The sequence below is a fragment of the Streptomyces sp. NPDC055103 genome (assembly GCF_053607625.1).
In genome coordinates this window covers 37,994-58,512 of sequence record NZ_JBSGTX010000045.1, presented here as the reverse complement: position 1 = coordinate 58,512, position 20,519 = coordinate 37,994, and the positions used below count along the sequence as shown (strand labels likewise).

The window sequence follows — 20,519 nt, the reverse complement described above, 5'->3', positions numbered from 1 at the left end:
ATGACCGCCACGTTCCCCCGCACCGCCCCGAGCGCCGTGACGCACGAGGTGACCAATCAGCCGCCGCCGCTCTCGGGACACGACGTCGCCGACGACCCGGTGCTGATCGAGGGTGTGCGCCGGGAGGGTGCGGAGTGGTACCTCGACGACCTGCACCGGATCGGCCGGCTGGCGGGCAGCGAGGAGACGCAGCGCTGGGCCGAGGAGGCCAACCGGTACGAGCCGGTGCTGCGCACCCACGACCGCTACGGCCACCGCGTCGACGAGGTCGACTTCCACCCCTCATACCACGCCCTGATGGACGTGGCGGTCGGCGAGGGGCTGGCCGGCAGCGCCTGGGCCGACGCGCGGCCCGGCGCCCATGTGGCGCGCGCCGCCGGGTTCATGGTGTGGAGCAGCACCGAGGCCGGGCACGGCTGTCCCGTCTCCATGACGTACGCGGTCGTCCCCGCCCTGCGCCGCTCACCCGAACTCGCCGCGGTCTACGAACCGTTGCTCACGAGCCGGGTGTACGACCCCGGGCTGCGCGCCCCCGGCGGGAAGCGCGGGCTGCTCGCGGGGATGGGCATGACGGAGAAGCAGGGCGGGACCGACGTCCGCGCCAACACCACCGCCGCCGAGGAACAGCCGGACGGTACCTGGCGGCTGCGGGGGCACAAGTGGTTCACCAGCGCCCCCATGAACGACCTGTTCCTCGTCCTCGCCCAGGCGCCCGGGGGGCTGTCCTGCTTCCTCGTGCCGCGCGTCCTGCCCGACGGCGGCCGCAACACGTTCCGCATCCAGCGGCTCAAGGACAAGCTGGGCAACCGCTCCAACGCCAGCAGCGAGCCCGAGTTCGACGACACCGTCGCCTGGCTCGTCGGCGACGAGGGCAGGGGCGTGCGCACCATCATCGACATGGTGACCATGACCCGGCTGGACTGTGTGCTCGGCTCCGCGTCCGGCACCCGCGCCGCGCTCGCCCAGGCCGCCCACCACGCGCGCCACCGTTCCGTCTTCGGCGCCCGCCTCGTCGAGCAGCCGCTCATGCGCAACGTCCTGGCCGACCTCGGCCTGGAGTCGGAGGCCGCCACCGCCCTCGCACTGCGCCTGGCCGGGGCGGCGGACCGTGCCCAGCGCGGTGACGCCGGGGAGCGCGCCTTCCTGCGTCTCGCGACGGCGGTCGGCAAGTACTGGGTCTGCAAGCGGCAGCCGGCCGCGGTCGCCGAGGCCCTGGAATGTCTCGGCGGCAACGGCTACGACGAGGCGTCCGGCCTGCCCCGGCTCTACCGCGACGCCCCCCTCAACGGCATATGGGAGGGCTCCGGCAACGTCAACGCCCTCGACATGCTGCGCGCGCTGGCCAAGGAGCCGGAGTCCCTGGAGGCCTTCGGCTCGGAGGTCGAGGCCGCTCTCGGGGTGGACCGCCGGCTCGACACCGCGTGGCGCGAGCTGCGCGCGGAGCTCGTCCTCACCGAGGACGCGCCGCTGCGTGCGCGGCGGCTCATCGAGCGGGCCGCCCTCGTCCTCCAGGGTTCGCTGCTGGTCCGCCACGCCCCGGCGGCTGTCGCCGACGCGTTCTGCGCGTCCCGGCTCGCCGGCGACCGAGGACTGGCCTTCGGCACGCTCCCGCCCGGAACGGACTTCGCGGCGCTGCTCGACCGCCTGCCCCGGTAGGCGGCAGCCACCCCGTTGGCCCACCCGTCCTCCGGCCGCTCGTCCGCCCGGCGGTCCGCCGCCTTCCGTGACTCCGCCGAACGCCGGTCCCGGCGCTCGCCCCTCTCGTACGAGGGCGGGCGCCGGGCTGTCCCGCCGTGGCCCGACCCGGACTTCACGCCGCCAACCAGCACGTATCGACGCCGCCGTCCCTAGGATGGCCGCCGTGATCACCCAACCCCCCGCCCACCTCGCCATGTTCTCGATCGCCGCCCATGGGCACGTGAACCCCAGCCTGGACATCGTCCGCGAGCTCGTCGCGCGCGGACACCGTGTCAGTTACGCCATCCCCGCCTCCTTCGCCGAGAAGGTCGCGGAGACCGGGGCCACGCCCGTCGTCTACGCCTCGACGCTGCCGACAGACGACGACCCGGACGCCTGGGGCACGGAGCTGATCGACAACGTCGAACCGTTCCTGACCGATGCCGTGCAGGCGTTACCGCAGCTCGCGAAGGCCTTCGAGGGAGATCGCCCCGATCTGGTGCTCCACGACATCACGGCCTATCCGGCCCCGGTACCCGCTCGTACCTGGGGTGTTCCCGCCCTCTCGCTGTGGCCGAACCTCGTGCCGTGGGAGGGGTACGAGGAGGAGGTCTCCGAGCCGATGTTCGCCGAGCTCAAGGCCTCCCCGCGCGGCAAGGCCTATTACGCGCGGTTCGAGGCGTGGCTGGCCGAGCACGGGGTCGACACCCACCCGGACAGGCTGATCGCACGGCCGCGACGCGCGCTCGTGCTCATTCCCCGGGCGCTCCAGCCGCACGCCGACCGGGTCGACGAGTCCGTCTACACCTTCGTCGGCGCCTGTCAGGGCACGCGCGCCGAGCAGGGCGAGTGGCATCGGCCGGCGGGTGCGGAGAAGGTGGTCCTGGTCTCGCTGGGTTCCGCCTTCACGAAGCAGCCGGATTTCTACCGGGCCTGCGTGGAGGCGTTCCGTACGCTTCCGGACTGGCATGTCGTCCTCCAGATCGGGAGGTTCGTCGACGCGGCCGAGCTCGGCGAGCTGCCGGCCAATGTCGACGTGCATGCCTGGGTGCCGCAGTTGGCGATCCTTCGGGAGGCCGACGCCTTCATCACCCACGCGGGCGCGGGTGGCAGCCAGGAGGGTCTGGCCACCGCCACCCCGATGGTCGCCGTCCCGCAGGCCGTCGACCAGTTCGGGAACGCCGACATGCTCCAGGCTCTCGGGGTAGCCCGGCACCTGCCGATGGACGAGGTCACCCCGGAGCGGCTGCGCGAGGCCGTGCTCGGCCTCGTCGGCGACCCCGAGGTGGCCCGCCGGGCCGCCGGGATCCAGGAGGACATGGCGAAGGAGGGCGGCACGCGCCGCGCCGCGGACCTGATCGAGGCCGAGCTCGCCCGGGGCGCGCGTCGAGCCGGGGACGCCACAGACACTTCCTCGGCCGCCCTCCGCTGAGAGGCCTCCAGGCGGTCCCGCTCCCGGGGGGCGGCTAGTCAGACCGCCAGGGCGCGGGCGAGCGCCGTGGCAAATCCGTCGGGGTTGTCGATCATCAGGTTGTGGCCGGCGCCCGGGATCTCGCTCACGGGTATGCCGAGAGCGGACATCTTCTCCGCGTCGGCGTCCGGCAGGCTGCGCTCCCCCACCAGGAAGGTCCGGGGCAGCGTGAACGCGGCGAGGAGCTCGCCCGCCGCGGGCGCGGTCCCCTCGACGAGGGCGACCGCGCTGCGGTGGACGGCACGCGGGTCGGCGAGCCGAAGCCGGGCCGCGTAGTCGGGCCGGTCGGACTCGGCGACCATCCGCGCGAAGCCCTCGGCGACGAACGTGTCCTCGTCCTGGGCGGCGACCGGAGAGCTGAACGCTCCCCCGCCGGCGTACAGGTTGGGCTCGGCCACGACCAGGCGGCGGACCAGGTCGGGCCGGGCCTCGGTGAGATGGATGGCGACGGCGCCGCCCATGGAGTGGCCGACGAGGTCGACCGCCGTGAGCCCGAGGTGGTCGAGGAGCCGGGCGAGCACCGAGGCCTGGGACTCCATGCGGTAGTCGAAGTCCGCGGGCCGGTCGCTCAGTCCGAAGCCGAGGAGGTCCACGAGGAGGGCGCGGCCTCCGCCGAGGGCGGGACGGGCGGCGATGTGGGCGAAGTCGGACGCTCCCGTACAGCCGAGACCGTGCACGAAGACGCGCACCGGCCCGTCACCGGGCAGGTCGATCCACCGGACGTACGCCCGCTCGTCCTCCAGGAACAGTTCCCTCATACCGTCTTCCCCCGTGCTCCGTCGTTCTTCCACCGGTCTTCGTCACTCTACGAGGCTGCACTGACATCGCGCGGCACGCGCTGAGACCGGGCGGCCATGGCAACGTGCGGCATCGGCAGCGGACCCCGGTGGTCACGCGGCCGTGCCCGCGGGGGTGTTGCTGCGTACGGCGGATGAGTACGCGTGCTCATGCCCGCGCCGCCGGGCCCCGGGACGATGGTGCGTGTCACCGCTTCGTCCTCGGATCCAGGGGGCCCGCCCGTGCTCAGCCGTATCGCAGCGAACCTCGTCCCGTTCTTCGGGCGGCTCACCGTCACCACCGACCCCGGGGCCCGGCTCGAACCCGGCAGCATCCTCGTCGTCAACCACACCTCGCTGGCCGACCCCGCCCTCGTGCTCGCCGCGCTGCGCGGGCGGCTGGCCGTCGAGCCCGTCCTGCTGGCCGCCGCGGGCCTCTGGCGGATCCCGCTGCTCGGCCGGGCCCTGGTCCGCGAGGGTCACGTGCCCGTCCACCGGAACTCGGCGCGGGCCGCCGCCGCCCTCGACCACGCCGCGGTCGCGCTCGCCTCGGGGCGGCACGTGATGCTGTACGCGGAGGGCCGCATCCCGCCCCGCGGGGACGCCGCGGAGAATCCTCCGGAGCCGTTCCGGACCGGCCTCGCGCGGCTGGCGCGGGCGACCGGGGCGCCGGTCGTCCCGATCGGGCAGGCCGGCGCCCGCCGGATCACCTCCGGCGGGCGGACGAAGCAGATCGCCGGGGTGCTCACGGCGCCCGTCCGCAGGCCCGGCCTGCACGTGCACATCGGTGCGCCGATCCGGTTGCCGGAGGACGTGGCCGCGGCGACGGCCCTGGCCCACGGCGCCGTCACCGAGGCCTGGCGGACAGCGGCCGGGGCGCTCGGCGAGGCGGCGGCCCTCGGGCCCGAGGTGCCTCCCGTCACGCCGTCGCGGCCGTCCTGGCGGCGGAGGGCGGTCCGGCGCCGGGACTGACGCGCGAGCCGCCCGTCAGGCGGTCTCGCCCACACCCTGGGCGCGCGGTGCCGGGCTCTCCTTCTCCTCCGCGTCGGCCAGCCAGAACAGCACCGGAGAGAGGACCAGTTCGAGAGCGCCGAGCGCCACCTGGAACGCGTGGGGCCATCCCTCCACGGCGAGCGAGAGGATCCGCCCCAGCGCACCCAGCAGGAACACTGCGGTGAGCCATCGGACCACCGTGGCCGGGATCGGCCGCTGCCTGGCCGCCCAGAGCCAGGCGAGGCCGTAGCCGGCGAACGTCGCCCCGAGGAACCGGCCCAGGCTGTCCATCGTCGTGCCGGCCGACTCGGCGCCCGGGACGGCGGCGTTGCCGAGCACGACGTGGACGAGCCCGATCGCCACGCAGGCGTACCCCATCGCCAGGACGAGCCCGCGCAGCCACTTGGCCTTGGTCATGTTCCCAACCCCCTTTCGGCAGGCGCCCGTTCGACGGACGCGTGCTGTGCAGCCTACGAGTGCAGGCCGAGGTCGCCGCCGGGCGGGGTCGCGAAGAAGCGCGCGAGGTCCGCGTCCGTGACCTCGGGGAGGGTAGGCGGGGTCCAGTGGGGGTCGCGGTCCTTGTCGACGACCTGGGCCCGGATGCCCTCGACGAGGTCGGGGGTGGCCAGTGCCGCGCAGGAGACGCGGAACTCCAGGTCCAGGACCTCTTCGAGGGTCGCGAGCGCGCGGGAGCGGCGGAGGGTGGCCAGCGTCGCCTTGAGGGCGGTGGGTGACTTCGAGAGGAGCGTGGTGGCCGTCTCCTTGGCGGCCGGGACGCCGGCCTCGAAGAGGCGGTCGACGATCGTCTCGACCGTCTCGGCGCGGTAGCAGGCGTCGATCCACTCCCGCTGCTCGGCCAGGATGCCGGGCGGGGGCGTCACCGTGTGCCGGGAGACGGCCTCGTCGGCGGGCAGCCGGGTCAGGTCCCGGGCCAGGGCGGGGAGTTCACCGGCGGGGACGACATGGTCGGCGAGGCCGGTGAGCAGGGCGTCGGCGGCACCGATGTGGCCGCCGGTGAGGGCGAGGTGGGTGCCGAGTTCCCCGGGTGCCCGGCCGAGGAGGTACGTACCGCCGACGTCCGGCACGAAGCCGATGCCGGTCTCCGGCATGGCCACCCGCGAGCGCTCGGTGACGACGCGAACGGAGCCGTGCGCGGAGACACCGACGCCGCCGCCCATGACGATGCCGTCCATGAAGGCGACGTAGGGCTTCGGGAAGCGGGCGATGTGGGCGTTGAGCCGGTACTCGTCGCGCCAGAAGGCCGCGGACGCCGTACCGCCGGCGCGGGCGTCGTCGTGGATGGCGCGGATGTCGCCGCCCGCGCAGAGGCCCCGCTCCCCCGCGCCCTCGATGACGACGGTGGTGACGTCCGGGTCGTGCTCCCACGCGGTGAGGGCCCGGTCGACGGCGAGGACCATGGTGTGGGTGAGCGCGTTGATGGCGCGGGGGCGGTTCAGGGTGATGAACCCGGCCCGGCCCTCCGTCCGGAGGAGTACGTCGGTTGTTCCGGTCGGCACGTTCACTCGGCCCGTTCCCTTTCCCTCGACTGCTCGCTTTCTCGATCACCGTACCGGCCCGGAAGGGGACGGCCCGGTCCGATCGAGCACGGGTGGTCACCAGGTGCCGGACGAGCGGGAGGGGGCGGCTGAGCGGTCTGTGGGGAAAACGGGGCGGGAAGGACTCATCCGCTTCTCGCGGATCCTGATTGCACGGTGCACGGTCAGAGATCGGCCGCTACCCCGCGTCCTCGATGGCGAGTCCTTCCCGTCCCTTCCCATGGAACCACCGCGCCGGTGAGGACGCGAGCGCCCGTCGGAGCGGTGGTTCCCGAGTCGGGGCGGATCAGGCCGGGAGCAGGTCCTGGGGGACGCGCACCTGGCGGGGGGTCGCCATGCGAAGTTCGACGATGTCGCGGACCGTGGGCCACTCCTCGTCGAGGATCGAGTAGAAGGCCGTGTCGCGGACCGCGCCGTCGAGGCCGCGGGAGTGGGCCCGGCGGACACCTTCGCAGGTGGCGCCGAGGCGTTCGATCGCGATCCTGGATCGGGTGTTGCGGGCGTCGGCGCGCATCGTGATGCGGCGGACGCCCCAGGTTTCGAAGGCGTGCCGGAGCATCAGGTACTTGGCCTCGGTATTGATGCCGGTGCCCCGTGCCTCGCCGCCGATCCAGGTGTTCCCGATCTCGGCCGCGTCCGGGACGGCGGTCAGGGGATCACCGTGGGGCATGCCGGGGACGGGGGGCCAGATCAGAGGGCCCCGCCAGTAGTCGAGTTCGAGGAAGCGGGTCGATCCGATGACTCGCTCGTCGGCCGTACTCACCAGGGCGAAAGGCAGGCACCGGCCCGCCGCCTGATCCGCGAGGGCGCGGGCGATGTAGTCGAGGGCCGATTCCAGGCCGTCGGGCACGGGGGTGAAGGCGTAGGCCGATCGGTCCGCCCCGCCGGCCCGGGCGAGGGCTTCGGCGTGCCGCATCGCCAGCGGCTCCAGGCGCACGGTGCGCCCGGTCAGGAGAACAGGTACTGGCACGGAACCTCGGGTCTTTCACGGGCAGGGAGAGCCGCCGCCGCGGGTGGTCCGCGACGGAAGCAGGAGGGAGGTTCTCGCCGGTGCCGATCACGTCAAGCAAGCGACAAACGAGCAGGTAAAACGGTTCGTCACCGGTGCGAGGAGGACAGTATGCAGCCACAATCGCTCGGAGAACAGAACCCGGAACGAACCCGGATGCACGCGTGGGTGAAGCCTGTCGGACACCCGGGTTCGCCGGTCTCACGGGACGGACGGAGCCGCCCGCCAGTCGGACGCCGATCCCGCTCAGACGCAGGTGGGATGGCCCCAGCCATCGGGGTTCTTGGCGATGGTCTCGCCCTTGTCGTACGCCTTGCCGCAGCGGCAGCGACCGGAGAATCGGGCCTTGAGCGTGCCGCCGTTCGGGCGACCCGTGCGGGCGGAGGACGAGGAGGTACGGGCCGAGGACGAACCCGCCGATCCGGCCGGGCCCGAGGGCGCGGAGGAGCGCGTACGGGGCGCGGAGGCGCGGGTCGAGGGTTCGGGCGGGGGCAGCGGGGCGCCGGTGGCGGAGCCGAGGGGCTCCTGCGTACGGGCGCTGTGGCTGGCCGCGCGGTCGGCGGCGTCGTTGAGCGGGTCTCCGTCGACCTGGTGCGCCGGGACGTAGACGAAGGCGACGTCCCGGCCGGTGAGGAGTGCGTCGATCCGGACGACGAGGTCCTTGTTGGCGACGGGGGTGCCCGCCGCCGTCTTCCAGCCCTTGCGCCGCCAGCCGGGGAGCCAGGTCGTGACGGCCTTCATGGCGTACTGCGAGTCCATGCGGACCTCGGCGGGCACCGCCGGGTCGAGGGTTTCGAGCAGTCTTTCCAGGGCCGTGAGTTCGGCGACGTTGTTCGTCGCCCTGCCGAGAGGGCCGGCCTCCCAGCGGTCGACGACTCCGTCGGCGCCGCCGATGACCCAGGCCCAGGCCGCGGGGCCGGGGTTTCCCTTGGACGCGCCGTCGCACGCCGCGATGATCTTTTCTGCCATCCCACGATCCTGACACGGCGGCGGGGGTGGGCGGTCCACCCGGCGGGGGTGGGCGGCCCCGCCCCGCCACCGGTCAGAAGGCGACTGTCAGAGACTGTCAGAAGGCGCCCGTCAGAAGTTGCCGTAGTTGACCTGCCAGGTGGGCAGGCCCATGCGGCGCCACAGGGCGACGACGCGGTCGCGGTCGTCCAGGGAGACCCGGACGGCGTACCGGTGGCGTACGTGGGCGTCGAAGAGCTCCGCCTTCACGAGGTCGTCGCCGCGGCCGTCGCCGGAGGCGCGCATCCACAGCTCGTCGTAGGGCACGCCGTGGCGGGCGAGCCAGGCCTCGGTGATCTCCCGGTGGTCCTCGCTGCGGCCGGAGAGCAGGACGATGCGGTCGCTCTCGGCGGCCCGGAAGGCCCGCAGGGCGTCGCGCACGGAGACGTTGAGCAGGTCGAGGTCGCAGCGCGTGAAGTCGTACGGTCCACGGTCGCCGCGCAGCGCGAGAGTGCCGTCGATGTCGCACATGACGGCGGACGGCAGGGCCGGGTCGGGGACGTACGGCGTGCCCGACCCGGGCTCTCCGCCGAGCCACTCCGCGGTGAGGCGCCAACCGCCGCGGGTGGCTTTGGCGTGCTTGTCGGCGAGGATCCGGATGATCTCCTCGCCGACGGGCCGCTCGCGGGCCGCGTCGCGGCGGACGCACTCGTCGACGGGGACGTCGGTGAAGTCGTGGACCACGAAGGTCACGGGCCGGCCGACGACGGCCGCCTTCAGCCGCTTGGGGATGTGCGGGGTCAGGTGGGTGTTGTCGACGACGACGTCGAAGCCGTCGTCGACGGCGGACCGGACGGCGGCGTCCTGGATGTCGAGGACGGTCCGCTCGTGGGCGTGCGAGCGGCCCCGCTCGGGGGCGGGCACGTCGAGCATGGTCCGGAGGTCGTCGAGGTTGACGCGGCGTACGCGTCCCTCGGCGGCGGCCTGGAGGGCGCGGGCGGCCGTCGTCTTCCCGGAGGCCGGGAGGCCGGTCATGACGTGGACGACAGGCACGGTCAGTTCTCCTTGTCGTGGGTGAAGGGGTCGGTGGCCTCGGGGCGCAGCTGACGCCAGACGAGGAGATCGGTGGAGCGCCCGTCGAGGCGCAGGAAGAGCAGGGCGCGCAGGGCCCGGTCGGCCACGTCCGCGGCGGCGCGGGCGAAGGCGGCGCGGTCGCCCGCGAGGTGCGTGAGCCGGCCGTACGCCTCGTCGAGGGCCCGCTCGCGGCGGGCGGCGGCCTCTTCCAGGCCGGTGATCACCTCGCGTACCCAGGCGTCGAACTCGTCGGGGACCTGCTCCAGGAGGGCGTCGAGCGGCTTGCCGCCGGAGGCCTCGACCTCGGCGACGGAGCATCCCAGGCCCTTGGCCAGCTGTGGCGCGGGCACGGCCGCGAAGCGCTGGATGCCGTGGCCGCGCCAGATGTCCCGCTCGGTGACGCCGGTGAGCACCTTGTGGAGGCGTACGTACTCGGCGATCTTGGCCTTGGCGCGCACACCGGAGGCGAAGCGGAGCACGAAGCCCTCGGCGTCGGTGCCGGTGGCGGGGGCGCCGCCCGGGAGCGTGCTGGACTCGGTCAGCTCGACGAGCTCGGCGACGGTCATGGCGGGCCAGACGCGGACGACGGACCCGATGGGAGCCCAGGGGCCCGCGGCCTCGGCCAGGGGTGTCTCGGTGCCGTCCGGGCCGAAGGCGGCGAGCAGGACGAGGTCGCGACGGTCGCCGTAGTTCACGACGATGCGGTTCTGCGGGTAGAGGGTCTCGGCGAGGTAGGTCACACCGGGGGTCAGGCCCGTGGTGTCGGCGGTGTCCAGGTGGCGCTGGGCCCAGGTGGCCTGGGTGCTGGTGAAGGAACCCTTGGAGGCGGCGCGCCAGCGGCCGTCGTAGTGGAAGACGACCGCGAGGCTGCCGTCGACCTTGTCGTACACCTCGAAGGGCTCGTCGGGCAGCGGCGGTGCGTAGGGGCGGCCGGCGGCGTGCTCGGAGAGGTTGAAGAACTTGGGGAGGGGAAGCGCGACGATCCGCCCGGTGGTGTCGTCGGCGACGAGACCGCGGCAGCGGATGGTGGCGCGGTTCCAGCGCTGTTCGTACTGGCACGCGCGCGTGTACGTGTAGATCGACAGCGGCAGCTCGGGGTGGCTCTTGCGGGTGATGTGCCCGGCCGCGAGGGCTTCGTCGAGCTCCTCGGGCGCCATCAGGTCGTGCAGAGTCAGGGTCTCCTGGCTCATGGGGTCCCTCCCATTGGTCCGATGATCCATTCTCGGGTCGGGAGGGCCCGGAGAACAGCGAATATTCCCCGATGAGGACCGGGGACGGGCGAGGCTCGGGCAGTCGGGCGGGCTCCCCGAACCCGGGCGTGTCGGTGGTGCCCCGTAGACTCGCCGTCTCCCCGCCGGTGACGGAACCGGCGCAGTCGAAGGAAGCGAGCCCCATGAACCACGCGGACGGCACGGCACCGATCTACGCCGAGCTCATACGGGAGCGGGGGGATGTTCCGGCTGACGTCCGCCAGGTCGCCGAGGAGGTGCTGCGGGACCTCAGCCGTGTCATCCAGCTGCCGCCGCAGGGCGTCCCGGGGCCGCAGGGAGGCGTCGTGCACGCCGGTGTCGGGCCGCAGATGGGCGTCGGCGGACACCCGGGCGCCATGGGCCAGGGAGGTCCGATGGGGCAGGGCGGTCCGATGGGGCACCCGGGCGGCATGGGGCAGGGCGGATCGATGGGGCAGGGCGCCGCGATGGTGCAGGCCGGCGGCGCGGTCGTTCCGCACCGGCCGATGCGCTGAGCGGTTGGCCGCTCCTGTCGTCGGGGCGTTGTCAGTGCCGTACGTCACGCTGTCTCCCGTAAGGCCCGCACCGCGATCGGACGGGCCCCGCACGACGAACTGGGGATGACGGCATGGCCGAGGTTCTGCTCTTCCATCACGTGCTCGGGCTGACGGAGGGGGTCGGCGCGTTCGCCGACGAGCTGCGACGGGCCGGGCACACGGTGCACGTGCCCGATCTGTACGAGGGGCGGACGTTCGACGACGTCGAGGCCGGGGGTGCGTACGCCCAGGAGGTCGGCTTCGACGTCCTGACGGAGCGCGGCGAGCGGGTGGCCGAGACGCTGCCGGACGAGCTGGTGTACGCCGGGTTCTCCCTCGGTGTGCTGCCCGCGCAGAAACTGGCGCAGACCCGGCCGGGTGCCCGCGGCGCGCTGCTGTTCAGCGCCTGTGTGCCGGGGGACGCGTTCGCCCCGGCCTGGCCGGACGGCGTTCCCGTGCAGGTGCACGCGATGGACGCCGACCCGTTCTTCGTCGGGGACGGGGACCTGGCGGCGGCGCGCGAGCTGGTCGCGGACGCCGGGGACCGCGAGCTGTTCCTGTACCCCGGGAGCTCGCACCTGTTCGCGGAGCGCGGTGCGGCGTCGTACGAGCCGGAGGCGACCGGCGCGAGTCTCGCGCGCGCCCTCGCCTTCCTGGCCGCTCTCAAGCCGTAGCACGGCACGCGCGCGTGGCCGGGTCGGCCGATCGGTCGACCCGGGGGTCGGCCGATCGCCGTCGGCCCGGGGCCGGGCGGCGGACCGTACGGGGCTTTGCCAGGGCGGAGGATCGGGGCAGGCGCGGAGCCCGCTTCCGGGCGGTGCCGTCCGCGTGCGTCCCGTAGCGAGGAGTCCGACATGACGAAGTTCCGCCGTGCGTCCCGTACCGCCCGGGTCCTCGTGCCCGGCGCGGTGGCCGTCGCCTTGCTCGCGGGCTGCGCGCAGGGCTCGGGCGCGGCGGAGAGCGCCTCGCCCTCCACCGCCTCGCCCTCCGCAAGCGCGTCCGGGTCCGTCGCACCGCCGCCGCCCGCTTCCGCTCCCGTGCCCGGCACCTCGGCCCCTGGCTCGGCCCCGGCCGCTCCGGCCACGCTGCTCGTGACCGACTTCGGCTCCGACACCGTCACCTTCGTCGACCCGGCGCGCGGGGCCACGGGCTCCGTGAAGGTCGGCGCCGCTCCGTACGGTCTCGTCCTCGGCGCCGACGGACGGGCCTGGGTGGCGACGGCCGAGGGGGTGGCGGTGATGGACACCGTGACCCGGGAGCGGCTGGCCCTCGTCCCGTACCGGACGGACAGCGGCCCCGTGACGTCGGGCGAGTACCGGGGCGGCGGCATGGGCATCGCGCTCGCGCCGGACGGGCGACGGGTGTACGTCGGGGTCAACGTCCCTGGCGGGAACGGCACCCTGGAGGTCCTCGACACGGCGACCCTGCGGTTCACGGACACGGTGCCGGTGGGGCGGCGCCCGTTCGACGTGGACGTGTCGCGGGACGGCGCGGAGGTGTACGTGACGAACCACGACTCCTTCGACGTCACGGTCGTCACGGCGGGGTCGCTGAGCCCGCGACGCGTGGAGGTCGCCCCGTACGGGACGGAGGGCGGGCTCGGTTCGTGGCTCAAGCCGCACTACACGGCCGTACGGCCCTCGGACGGCAGGCTGTTGCTGCCCTTCGAGGGCGAGCGGCTCGCGGTGGTCGATCCCCGGACGGGCCGGACGACGATCGAGCCGATGACGGCGAACACGCATCAGCACGGCACCGCGGTGACCGCCGACGGGACGCTCCTTACCGTCGGCACGGGACCGATCGACCCGGACGTGGACGAGGGGCCCTCGCTCACCGTGCGGACGCCGGGCGGGACCGAGCGGGTCTACCCGCTGGAGGGCCCCCACGAGAGCGTGGCCGTGTCCCGGGACGGGCGCACGGCCTATGTGACGGGTGGCTTCACCCGGGACGGGTACTGGGACGGGCTGAGCGTCGTCGACCTCGACTCGGGTGACGTCCGCCGGCTCCCGGCGGGCTCGCGGCCGCTGGGGATCGTCGTCCTCTGAGGCTTGGGCGGCGGGTGCCCGAGCTGGGCCCTGGCGGTGGCTAGCGCGGAGGCAGGACGGTGAGCACCCGCTCGATGAACGCCTTGAAGTCGGCCATGAAGTCGCTCAGGAACTGCTGGGTCGTCGGGTCGGTGACCTCGCCGTCCTCGGTGAAGAGGCCGGGGACGAACTGGATGTACGCCTCCGGGGCGTTCATCTGCGGGGAGTTGCAGAAGCTGAGCACCGAGCGGAGGCTCTGCTGGGCCACGGCGGTGCCGATCTTGCCGGGCGAGGCGCCGATGACGGCGGACGGCTTGTGGGTGAAGGAGTTGGTGCCCCAGGGACGGCTGGCCCAGTCGATGGCGTTCTTCAGACCGCCGGGGATGGAGCGGTTGTACTCGGGGGTCACGAACAGGACGGCGTCGACGGCGGCGATGGCCTCCTTCAGCGCCTTGCCCTCGCGGGGGTAGTCGGCGTCGAAGTCGTGGTTGTAGAGCGGGAGGTCCTTGATCGGGATCTCCCGGAACTCCAGACCCGGCGGGGCGACGCGGATGAGGGCCCTGGAGAGGATCCGGTTGATGGACTTCTCCGACAGACTGCCCACGAAGTAACCGACCTGGTAGGTGCTGCTCATGCGCGCTGTTCCGCCTTCCGTGCGGCCGTGCGGGGATGCCCCGGCAACGTAACCCGGTCCCCCCGCACCAGCGACCGGAGCCGGCGCCGAGCCTGACCGGACCGGAGCGGACCGTTCCGAAGAGCGATCCCGCCGCAATGACGATAAAAAGGGTGAACCACGGATAGTCAGCGAAAAATTGCCACATGGGCTTGCTCAGTCATCACTGAGGGCATTTTGCACGCTCATACGAAAGGGCGGACAGCGTGACTCGACCGAGGATTCTCGTGGTGGGCGCCGGATTCGCCGGAGTGGCCTGCGTACGGCGGCTCGAACGGCGGCTGACCGACCGGGAGGCGCTGATCACGCTCCTGTCGCCGTTCTCGTACCAGCTGTACCTGCCGCTGCTCCCCCAGGTGGCTTCGGGGGTGCTCACCCCGCAGTCGGTCGCGCTGTCGTTGCGGCGCAGCGAGCGGCACCGGACGCGGATCGTCCCGGGCGGGGCGGTCGGCGTGGACACGGAGGCGAAGGCCGTCGTGGTGCGGACGATCTCCGGCGAGTACGTGACGGAGCCGTACGACCATCTCGTGCTCGCGCCCGGCAGCGTGACCCGCAGCTTCGACATCCCCGGTCTCGCCGAGCACGCGCGCGGCATGAAGACGCTCGCGGAGGCCGTGTACATCCGGGACCACGTCATCGCCCAGCTGGACCTCGCGGACGCCAGCAACGACGAGGCCGAGCGGGCCGCGCGGCTGCGTTTCGTGGTGGTCGGCGGCGGTTACGCGGGCACGGAGACGGCGGCCTGCCTGCAGCTGCTCACGCACAACGCGGTCAAGCGGTATCCCCGGATCGACCCGCGGCTCATCAAGTGGCATCTGGTGGACATCGCACCGAAGCTCATGCCCGAGCTGGGCGACAAGCTGGGCACCGCCGCGATGAACATCCTGACCGGCCGGGGCATCGAGGTGTCGCTCGGGGTGTCGGTGGCCTCGGTCGACGAGGAGGCGGTGACCCTCACGGACGGGCGTGTCCTGCCCAGCCGGACGCTGATCTGGACGGCCGGGGTGGCCGCCAGCCCGCTGATCGGCACGCTGGGCGCGGAGACCCTCCGCGGGCGGCTCGTCGTCGGTCCCGACATGGCCGTACCGGGGCTCGACCGGGTGTGGGGGCTCGGCGACGCGGCGGCGGTGCCCGATCTCGCCAAGGGCGAGGAAGGGGCGATCTGTCCGCCGACCGCGCAGCACGCGATGCGGCAGGGCAAGGCGCTCGCCGACAACGTGGTCGCGACGCTGCGCGGGAGCCGGACCGAGCCGTACGTCCACAAGGACCTGGGGCTCGTGGTCGACCTCGGCGGGATGGACGGGGTGTCGAAGCCGCTCGGCGTGGAGCTGCACGGGATGCCGGCGCAGGCCGTGGCCCGCGCCTATCACTGGTCCGCGCTGCGGACGAACGTGGCCAAGGCGCGGGTGATGACGAACTGGCTGCTCAACGCCGCCGCCGGCGACGACTTCGTACGGACCGGGTTCCTCGCGTCGAAGGCGGGGACGCTGCGGGACTTCGAGTACACCGACGTGTATCTGACCCCGGAGCAGGTACGGCTCCACACGGCCTCGTTCCGCGGCGGGGCGGTCGAGGCCGGCTGAGCACCGGGCCGGGAGGCCCCCGGGGACGGGGCGCCGGCCCCCGGGCTCGCGCGTGACGCCGTCCCGCGGCCTCAGCGCGCGAGGTCGGGGGCCGGGCCCATGACGACGACGGGTTCGCGGGCGGGGTCCAGGGCGACGAGGAGCTCGCGGAGCGTGCCGCGTTCCAGGGCGACGCAGGCCTGTGTGGGGCCGCCGTGGTCGACGTGGATCCAGACCCCGCCGCCCTTCCCGGCGCCGAGAGGCCTCTCCTTGTCGAGGGGTGTGCGGCCCGGTACGCGGTTGTAGTCGATGGCGATGACGTGGTCGAAGGAGCCTTCGAGGGACTCGCCGGAGAAGCCGGTGCCGCTGATGGCGAACTCCTCGTCCTGGTCGTACGGGAGCAGGGCGCCCGGGTCGGGAAGCCGTCCGCCCGCGTCGCCGAGCCGGAAGACGCCGATGGGGGTGCGCAGGTCCCCCGCGTCGTGGTCGGCGGTCCAGCCGCGCAGGGCGTTGTGGGCGGGCCAGGGTCCGGCCGCCGCGGTCCACCGGCCCGCCGCGTCCCGCTCATGGAGCACGGCCACGGCGGTGTTGCTGTCCGCGGTGGCTCCGGTGACGACGAACGCCTGGGTGGTGCCGTCGGGGATCCGGGCCTGGGTGGCCGGGCCGATGCCGGGGATTCCGGGAGCCCGGTCGGGGCGGGCGTCGCCGGCGGCGGGGGCGGACGCGGAAGCGGGGGTGGAAGCCGGGCCGGACGTCCGCGGCTCAGGGGTGGTCGGTGCGGGGGCGGGCGGGGCGGTGCGCGCGCAGCCGGTGAGCAGCAGGGCCACGCACAGCGTGCCGGCGCTCAGCAGCGCGGGGGCGCCCTTACGGACGGGCATGGGGCATCCTCCTGGCCGGGGGCGGTGCAGCGATCCGTACCCGCTCGACGGTCGGGACTGCGGCCGTGACCGTGCCCCCACCCGTACGGAGTACTGAGCGCCCACGCCGACACCGACGCTTTACGCCGACACCGACACCGACGCCGACGCCGGAAAGCGGTTGACCGGCCGTCGCCGGCGCGTTTACCTGTACTGATGAACGATCTTCACATCGCACAGGCCCGGAGCGAGGCGCAGCTCGCGGACTGGCGGGCCGTGCACAACACCGTCATCCCCACGGCCGTCCTCTCCCTCGACGAGGTGAGGGAGCGGGCAGGCCGGAACCGCCTGGACGTCGCGTACCTCGGGGACGTCCCGGTGGGCTGTTCGACGGTGCGGCCGCCGGACGAGGAGACGGCGGCGGCGACGGTCATCGCCCGGACGCTGCCCGGCTTCCGGGGGCGGGGCTTCGGGACGGCGCTGTACGAGCGGGGGCTCGCGCACGCGCGGACGCTGAGCGACGAGGGGGTCGAGACGGTGGTCCTCGCCTCGAACGAGGAGGGGCTGCGGTTCGCGCTGGCGCGCGGCTTCGTGGAGGTGGAACGGTACGTCCTGCCGGGCGATACGGTGCCGTTCGTGGCGCTCCGGCTGGGCTGAAGCCCCCTCACCCCGGGCAGAGCTGACGATTCGTCAGTTCAACCCGTCACGGGTATGGGAACCTTCGGGGCCCGGCGCTAACCTCCGCGCATGATTCGGACAGTGGTGTGGGGTACCGGAAATGTCGGGCGCGCGGCCATCCGTGCCGTGGACGCCCACCCAGGTCTCGAACTCGCGGCCGTCCTCGTGTCCGACCCGGCGAAGGTCGGCCGCGACGCGGGCCGGCTCGCGGGGCTCGGGTACGACCTCGGGGTGGTGGCCGGCGACGACGTCGGCGCGGTGCTCGACGGGCGGCCCGGGGCGGTGGTGTACGCGGCCTCCGGCGACACCCGGCCCGACGGGGCGCTCGCCGACGTGGCGCGGGCGGTGGCGGCGGGCGCGGTGGTGGTGACGCCCGCGCTGTATCCGTTGTACGACCAGCGCAACGCACCGGCGGAGTTCCGGGATCCGGTGCTCGCGGCGGTCGCCGAGGGCGGCGGTTCGCTCTTCGTGTCGGGCGTGGACCCGGGCTGGGGCAACGACGTGCTGCCGCTGCTCGTGAGCGGGCTCGCGGCCACGGTGGACGTGATCCGCTGCCAGGAGATCTTCGACTACTCGACGTACGAACAGGAGGAGTCGGTCCGGGAGTTGGTGGGGATGGGCCGGCCGATGGAGTACGAGCCGCCGATGCTGTGGCCCTCGGTCCCGACGATGATCTGGGGCGGGCAGGTGCGGCTGATGGCCCGCGCGCTGGGCGCCGAGCTCGACGAGATCCGCGAGACGATGGAGCGGCGCCCGCTGGAGACCACGGTGAAGACGCGGACGATGGGCGTCTTCGAGGCGGGGACGCAGGGCGCGATCCGCTTCGAGGTGCAGGGCATCGTCGGCGGGGAGCCCAGGATCGTCATCGAGCACGTCACCCGTATCCACCCGTCGTGCGCGCCGGACTGGCCGGTGCCGCCGGACGGGGCGGGGGCACACCGGGTGATCGTCGAGGGCAGCCCGCGGATCGAGGTGACGGTGGCGGCGACCGACGAGGGAGAGAACCGTTCGGCCGGCGGCAACGCCACGGCGGTGGGCCGGCTCGTCGGGGCGATCGGCTGGCTGGTGGCGGCGGAGCCGGGACTGTACGACGCGTTGGACGTACCGCTGATGCCGGCGGTCGGGAAGCTCGGAAGGAGACCGCGGTGATCATCGACATTCCCGAGGGCCAGGAGCCGATCGGGTACGTGTGGGGCGACATGGTTCCGGAGATCGGGACGGCGGCGGCGAACTTCTCGCTGTCGGTGTACGCCCATACGACCCTGGGGCTGCGCGAGTTCGAGGCGGCGCGGCTGCGGATCGCGCAGATCAACGGCTGCGGGTTCTGCCTGGACTGGCGCACCGACCGGGACGGCGTGAAGGTCGAGGAGGGCTTCGACGGGCTCGTCGAGGCCTGGCGGACGACGGAGGTCTCGGAGTCCTTCGACGAGCGGACGCGGCTGGCGGCCGAGTACGCGGAGCGGTACGCGCTGGACCACCACGGTCTGGACGAGGAGTTCTGGGCGCGGATGACGGCGCGGTACAGCCAGGCGGAGATCGTGGAGCTGTCGATGAGCATCGGCTCCTGGCTGGCGTTCGGGCGGCTCAACCGGGTGCTCGGCCTCGACACGGTGTGCGTGCTGCCGACGCACTGAGGGCGTGACACGCGGAGGGGCCGGCCGGGATCACCGGCCGGCCCCTCCCCCGTTCCGCGGTTCCGTCGTTCCCCCGTTTCCCCGTTTCCCCGTTCCGCGGTTCTCCCGTCAGAAGTCCTCAGCGACGATCCGCTCGATGTTCCGCTCGGCCAGGGCCGTGATGGTGACGAACGGGTTGACGCTCGCGTTGCCGGGGATCAGGGCGCCGTCGATGACGTACAGGCCCTGGTAGCCGTGGAGCCGGCCGTGGTTGTCGGTCGCCTTGCCCAGGACGGCGCCGCCGAGCGGGTGGTAGGTGAGGTGGTCGCCCCAGATCTTGTACGCGCCGAAGAGGTCGGTGCGGTAGATCGTGCCCTCCTTGGCGTTGATCTTGTCGAAGATCGTCTTCGCCGCGTCGATGGAGCTCTGCTTCCAGGACTGCTGCCAGGAGAGGTCGACCTTGCCCGTGGCCGGGTTCCAGGTGAACTCGGCCCGGTGGGGGGTCTTGGTGATGGAGAGGTAGAAGGAGGCGTAGGTCTCGATGCCGGTCGGCAGCGGGGCCACCTCGGCGAAGGCGCCGCCCGCGTCCCAGTTGTCGATGCCCGCGGTGGGCATGGCGGACTGGAGCTTGCCGGTGGGGTCCCACATGTGGTTGGCCCGGCCGCACATGACGTTGCCGTTGTCGCCCCAGCCCTTGCCGATCTCATCGTTGAGGGCGGGCAGGGCACCCGTGGCCTTGAGCCGGGTCAGGAGCTTGCTGGTGCCGACGCTGCCGGCGGCGAAGAAGACCTTGTCGGCGGTGACGGTCTTGCTCACGAGGGTGACGCCGGTGGTGTCGATCTGGTCGATGGTGACGGTGTAGCCGCCGCCGGACGCCGGGGTCACCGAGGTGACCTTGTGGAGGGCCGAGACGGTGACCCGGCCGGTGGCCGCGGCCTGGGAGAGATACGTCTTCTGGAGGGTCTTCTTGCCGTGGTTGTTGCCGTAGATGACCTCGCCGGCCAGCGCCGACCTCGGCACGGAGCCCGCGAGCTCCTGCTTCATGTACTCCCAGTCGTAGACGTTCGGCACGAAGACGAACGGGAAGCCGGAGCGCTGGGCGTGCTTCCGGCCGACGCGGGCGTACTGGTAGCAGGAGGCGCTCTCCCACCAGGCCTGGTCCACGGCGGTGACGCCGAGTCCGGCGTTGGCGCGCGGGTAGTACGTCGCGTACATCTCCTGCGCGTCGACGGTGGGGAGGATGGCGCCGAAGTTCTCCCGGCGCGGGGTGACGGCCATGCCGCCGTTGACGAGGGAGCCGCCGCCGACGCCCCGGCCCTGGTAGACGGTGATGCCGGCGAAGTCCTCGGCGTCGAGGATGCCGGTGTGGCAGGGGACGTCCTTGTCGAGCGGGAAGCCGAGGAAGTTGCTCAGGGGCTGCTTGGTGCGGCTGCGCAGCCAGAACGAGCGGTAGTCGGGCGTGGTGGTGTTGGCGAAGATGTTGCCGTCGGGCCCGGGGGTGTCCCAGGCCATGCCCATCTCGACCATGTGAACGGCGACGCCGGCCCGGGCGAGGCGCAGGGCGGCGACGGAGCCGCCGTAGCCCGTGCCGACGACGAGGGCCGGGATGTGGGCGCCGCTCGGGATCGGGGTGTTGGCGAGGCGGGTCTCGGCGTGGGCCGGGGCGGCGTGGCCGACGAGGGCCGCGGCGCCGAGAACGGAACCTGTTCCCGCGAGGAATCGACGGCGACTGACCCCGCCGATTCCCTTGACGGACTGGGGGTGTTCACTCATGTGGAGTTCCTCACTCTGGAGCGAATGGGAACATGTTCTACTGTTGACGATCCGGGAAGTCACGAGAAAC

At 73.0% G+C, this 20,519-nt stretch carries 20 protein-coding genes; 10 read left to right on the top strand and 10 right to left on the bottom strand.

Annotated elements, in window-relative coordinates; genetic code table 11:
- A complete protein-coding gene (locus ACWFR1_RS26195; protein ID WP_453555133.1) occupies positions 1 to 1,656 on the top strand; it encodes an acyl-CoA dehydrogenase family protein in 1,656 nt (551 codons plus the stop codon).
- A gap of 205 nt (positions 1,657 to 1,861) precedes the next feature.
- Positions 1,862 to 3,109 carry a macrolide-inactivating glycosyltransferase gene (mgt, locus tag ACWFR1_RS26190; protein WP_453555131.1) on the top strand — a complete coding sequence of 416 codons (1,248 nt, stop codon included), beginning with the start codon at positions 1,862 to 1,864 and terminating at the stop codon, positions 3,107 to 3,109.
- A 38-nt stretch (positions 3,110 to 3,147) separates the two neighbouring features.
- Here the strand turns inward: mgt and ACWFR1_RS26185 are convergent, their stop codons facing one another.
- The gene (locus tag ACWFR1_RS26185) at positions 3,148 to 3,906 is read right to left on the bottom strand and encodes an alpha/beta fold hydrolase (protein WP_453555129.1); all 759 of its coding nucleotides are present in this window, start codon (positions 3,904 to 3,906) and stop codon (positions 3,148 to 3,150) included.
- 261 nt (positions 3,907 to 4,167) lie between these two features.
- On the opposite strand from ACWFR1_RS26185, the gene ACWFR1_RS26180 reads away from it, so the two are divergent.
- Positions 4,168 to 4,896, top strand: coding sequence for a lysophospholipid acyltransferase family protein (locus ACWFR1_RS26180; protein WP_453555127.1), 729 nt, complete (start codon positions 4,168 to 4,170; stop codon positions 4,894 to 4,896).
- 15 nt (positions 4,897 to 4,911) lie between these two features.
- On the opposite strand, the gene ACWFR1_RS26175 is transcribed toward ACWFR1_RS26180, so the two are convergent.
- The 6 genes from ACWFR1_RS26175 to ACWFR1_RS26150 form a co-directional block, all read right to left on the bottom strand.
- Positions 4,912 to 5,334 carry a DUF4345 domain-containing protein gene (locus tag ACWFR1_RS26175; RefSeq protein ID WP_453555125.1) on the bottom strand — a complete coding sequence of 141 codons (423 nt, stop codon included), beginning with the start codon at positions 5,332 to 5,334 and terminating at the stop codon, positions 4,912 to 4,914.
- Positions 5,335 to 5,387: 53 nt separating this feature from the next.
- Positions 5,388 to 6,434: an enoyl-CoA hydratase/isomerase family protein gene (locus tag ACWFR1_RS26170; protein WP_453555159.1), complete on the bottom strand. Its 1,047-nt coding sequence runs from the start codon at positions 6,432 to 6,434 to the stop codon at positions 5,388 to 5,390.
- A gap of 325 nt (positions 6,435 to 6,759) precedes the next feature.
- Complete coding sequence (locus ACWFR1_RS26165; protein ID WP_453555123.1) at positions 6,760 to 7,443, bottom strand: GNAT family N-acetyltransferase; 684 nt, start codon at positions 7,441 to 7,443, stop codon at positions 6,760 to 6,762.
- Positions 7,444 to 7,728: 285 nt separating this feature from the next.
- Entirely contained in the window at positions 7,729 to 8,451 is a 723-nt protein-coding gene (locus ACWFR1_RS26160) for a ribonuclease H family protein (RefSeq protein ID WP_453555121.1), read from the bottom strand.
- A 111-nt stretch (positions 8,452 to 8,562) separates the two neighbouring features.
- Positions 8,563 to 9,483 (bottom strand): phosphatase domain-containing protein, encoded by a 921-nt coding sequence (locus ACWFR1_RS26155; protein WP_453555119.1) that lies wholly within the window; start codon positions 9,481 to 9,483, stop codon positions 8,563 to 8,565.
- Between the two features lie 2 nt (positions 9,484 to 9,485).
- Entirely contained in the window at positions 9,486 to 10,694 is a 1,209-nt protein-coding gene (locus ACWFR1_RS26150; RefSeq protein WP_453555117.1) for an RNA ligase, read from the bottom strand.
- Between the two features lie 203 nt (positions 10,695 to 10,897).
- Here ACWFR1_RS26150 and ACWFR1_RS26145 point away from each other — a divergent pair, with 203 nt between their 5' ends.
- The 3 genes from ACWFR1_RS26145 (at position 10,898) to ACWFR1_RS26135 (ending at position 13,314) form a co-directional block, all read left to right on the top strand.
- Positions 10,898 to 11,248 carry a hypothetical protein gene (locus tag ACWFR1_RS26145; protein ID WP_453555115.1) on the top strand — a complete coding sequence of 117 codons (351 nt, stop codon included), beginning with the start codon at positions 10,898 to 10,900 and terminating at the stop codon, positions 11,246 to 11,248.
- 113 nt (positions 11,249 to 11,361) lie between these two features.
- Complete coding sequence (locus tag ACWFR1_RS26140; RefSeq protein WP_453555113.1) at positions 11,362 to 11,943, top strand: dienelactone hydrolase family protein; 582 nt, start codon at positions 11,362 to 11,364, stop codon at positions 11,941 to 11,943.
- A 180-nt stretch (positions 11,944 to 12,123) separates the two neighbouring features.
- Positions 12,124 to 13,314: a hypothetical protein gene (locus ACWFR1_RS26135; RefSeq protein ID WP_453555111.1), complete on the top strand. Its 1,191-nt coding sequence runs from the start codon at positions 12,124 to 12,126 to the stop codon at positions 13,312 to 13,314.
- Between the two features lie 40 nt (positions 13,315 to 13,354).
- Here the strand turns inward: ACWFR1_RS26135 and ACWFR1_RS26130 are convergent, their stop codons facing one another.
- Positions 13,355 to 13,927 carry an NADPH-dependent FMN reductase gene (locus ACWFR1_RS26130; RefSeq protein ID WP_453555109.1) on the bottom strand — a complete coding sequence of 191 codons (573 nt, stop codon included), beginning with the start codon at positions 13,925 to 13,927 and terminating at the stop codon, positions 13,355 to 13,357.
- 245 nt (positions 13,928 to 14,172) lie between these two features.
- On the opposite strand from ACWFR1_RS26130, the gene ACWFR1_RS26125 reads away from it, so the two are divergent.
- Positions 14,173 to 15,549, top strand: a complete 1,377-nt coding sequence (locus ACWFR1_RS26125; RefSeq protein WP_453555107.1) for an NAD(P)/FAD-dependent oxidoreductase — start codon at positions 14,173 to 14,175, stop codon at positions 15,547 to 15,549.
- A 71-nt stretch (positions 15,550 to 15,620) separates the two neighbouring features.
- Here the strand turns inward: ACWFR1_RS26125 and ACWFR1_RS26120 are convergent, their stop codons facing one another.
- Positions 15,621 to 16,406 (bottom strand): hypothetical protein, encoded by a 786-nt coding sequence (locus tag ACWFR1_RS26120; protein ID WP_453555105.1) that lies wholly within the window; start codon positions 16,404 to 16,406, stop codon positions 15,621 to 15,623.
- 195 nt (positions 16,407 to 16,601) lie between these two features.
- Between ACWFR1_RS26120 and ACWFR1_RS26115 the strand changes: the two genes are divergently transcribed.
- The 3 genes from ACWFR1_RS26115 (at position 16,602) to ACWFR1_RS26105 (ending at position 18,697) form a co-directional block, all read left to right on the top strand.
- Entirely contained in the window at positions 16,602 to 17,042 is a 441-nt protein-coding gene (locus tag ACWFR1_RS26115) for a GNAT family N-acetyltransferase (RefSeq protein WP_453555104.1), read from the top strand.
- 90 nt (positions 17,043 to 17,132) lie between these two features.
- Positions 17,133 to 18,212: an NAD(P)H-dependent amine dehydrogenase family protein gene (locus ACWFR1_RS26110; protein ID WP_453555101.1), complete on the top strand. Its 1,080-nt coding sequence runs from the start codon at positions 17,133 to 17,135 to the stop codon at positions 18,210 to 18,212.
- Positions 18,209 to 18,697, top strand: coding sequence for a carboxymuconolactone decarboxylase family protein (locus tag ACWFR1_RS26105; RefSeq protein WP_453555099.1), 489 nt, complete (start codon positions 18,209 to 18,211; stop codon positions 18,695 to 18,697). Before ACWFR1_RS26110 ends, ACWFR1_RS26105 begins: the two co-directional genes overlap by 4 nt.
- A gap of 108 nt (positions 18,698 to 18,805) precedes the next feature.
- On the opposite strand, the gene ACWFR1_RS26100 is transcribed toward ACWFR1_RS26105, so the two are convergent.
- Positions 18,806 to 20,449, bottom strand: a complete 1,644-nt coding sequence (locus ACWFR1_RS26100; RefSeq protein WP_453555097.1) for a GMC oxidoreductase — start codon at positions 20,447 to 20,449, stop codon at positions 18,806 to 18,808.
- Positions 20,450 to 20,519: the final 70 nt, after the last annotated feature.

What these genes read in the sequence shown, in the direction of transcription:
- ACWFR1_RS26150 (WP_453555117.1), bottom strand. Translation starts at nt 10,694, where the DNA reads ATGAGCCAGGAGACCCTGACTCTGCACGACCTGATGGCGCCCGAGGAG.
- ACWFR1_RS26100 (WP_453555097.1), bottom strand. Translation starts at nt 20,449, where the DNA reads ATGAGTGAACACCCCCAGTCCGTCAAGGGAATCGGCGGGGTCAGTCGC.
- ACWFR1_RS26135 (WP_453555111.1), top strand. Translation starts at nt 12,124, where the DNA reads ATGACGAAGTTCCGCCGTGCGTCCCGTACCGCCCGGGTCCTCGTGCCC.
- ACWFR1_RS26160 (WP_453555121.1), bottom strand. Translation starts at nt 8,451, where the DNA reads ATGGCAGAAAAGATCATCGCGGCGTGCGACGGCGCGTCCAAGGGAAAC.
- ACWFR1_RS26115 (WP_453555104.1), top strand. Translation starts at nt 16,602, where the DNA reads ATGAACGATCTTCACATCGCACAGGCCCGGAGCGAGGCGCAGCTCGCG.
- ACWFR1_RS26185 (WP_453555129.1), bottom strand. Translation starts at nt 3,906, where the DNA reads ATGAGGGAACTGTTCCTGGAGGACGAGCGGGCGTACGTCCGGTGGATC.
- ACWFR1_RS26145 (WP_453555115.1), top strand. Translation starts at nt 10,898, where the DNA reads ATGAACCACGCGGACGGCACGGCACCGATCTACGCCGAGCTCATACGG.
- ACWFR1_RS26110 (WP_453555101.1), top strand. Translation starts at nt 17,133, where the DNA reads ATGATTCGGACAGTGGTGTGGGGTACCGGAAATGTCGGGCGCGCGGCC.
- ACWFR1_RS26130 (WP_453555109.1), bottom strand. Translation starts at nt 13,927, where the DNA reads ATGAGCAGCACCTACCAGGTCGGTTACTTCGTGGGCAGTCTGTCGGAG.
- ACWFR1_RS26175 (WP_453555125.1), bottom strand. Translation starts at nt 5,334, where the DNA reads ATGACCAAGGCCAAGTGGCTGCGCGGGCTCGTCCTGGCGATGGGGTAC.
- ACWFR1_RS26140 (WP_453555113.1), top strand. Translation starts at nt 11,362, where the DNA reads ATGGCCGAGGTTCTGCTCTTCCATCACGTGCTCGGGCTGACGGAGGGG.
- ACWFR1_RS26120 (WP_453555105.1), bottom strand. Translation starts at nt 16,406, where the DNA reads ATGCCCGTCCGTAAGGGCGCCCCCGCGCTGCTGAGCGCCGGCACGCTG.
- ACWFR1_RS26195 (WP_453555133.1), top strand. Translation starts at nt 1, where the DNA reads ATGACCGCCACGTTCCCCCGCACCGCCCCGAGCGCCGTGACGCACGAG.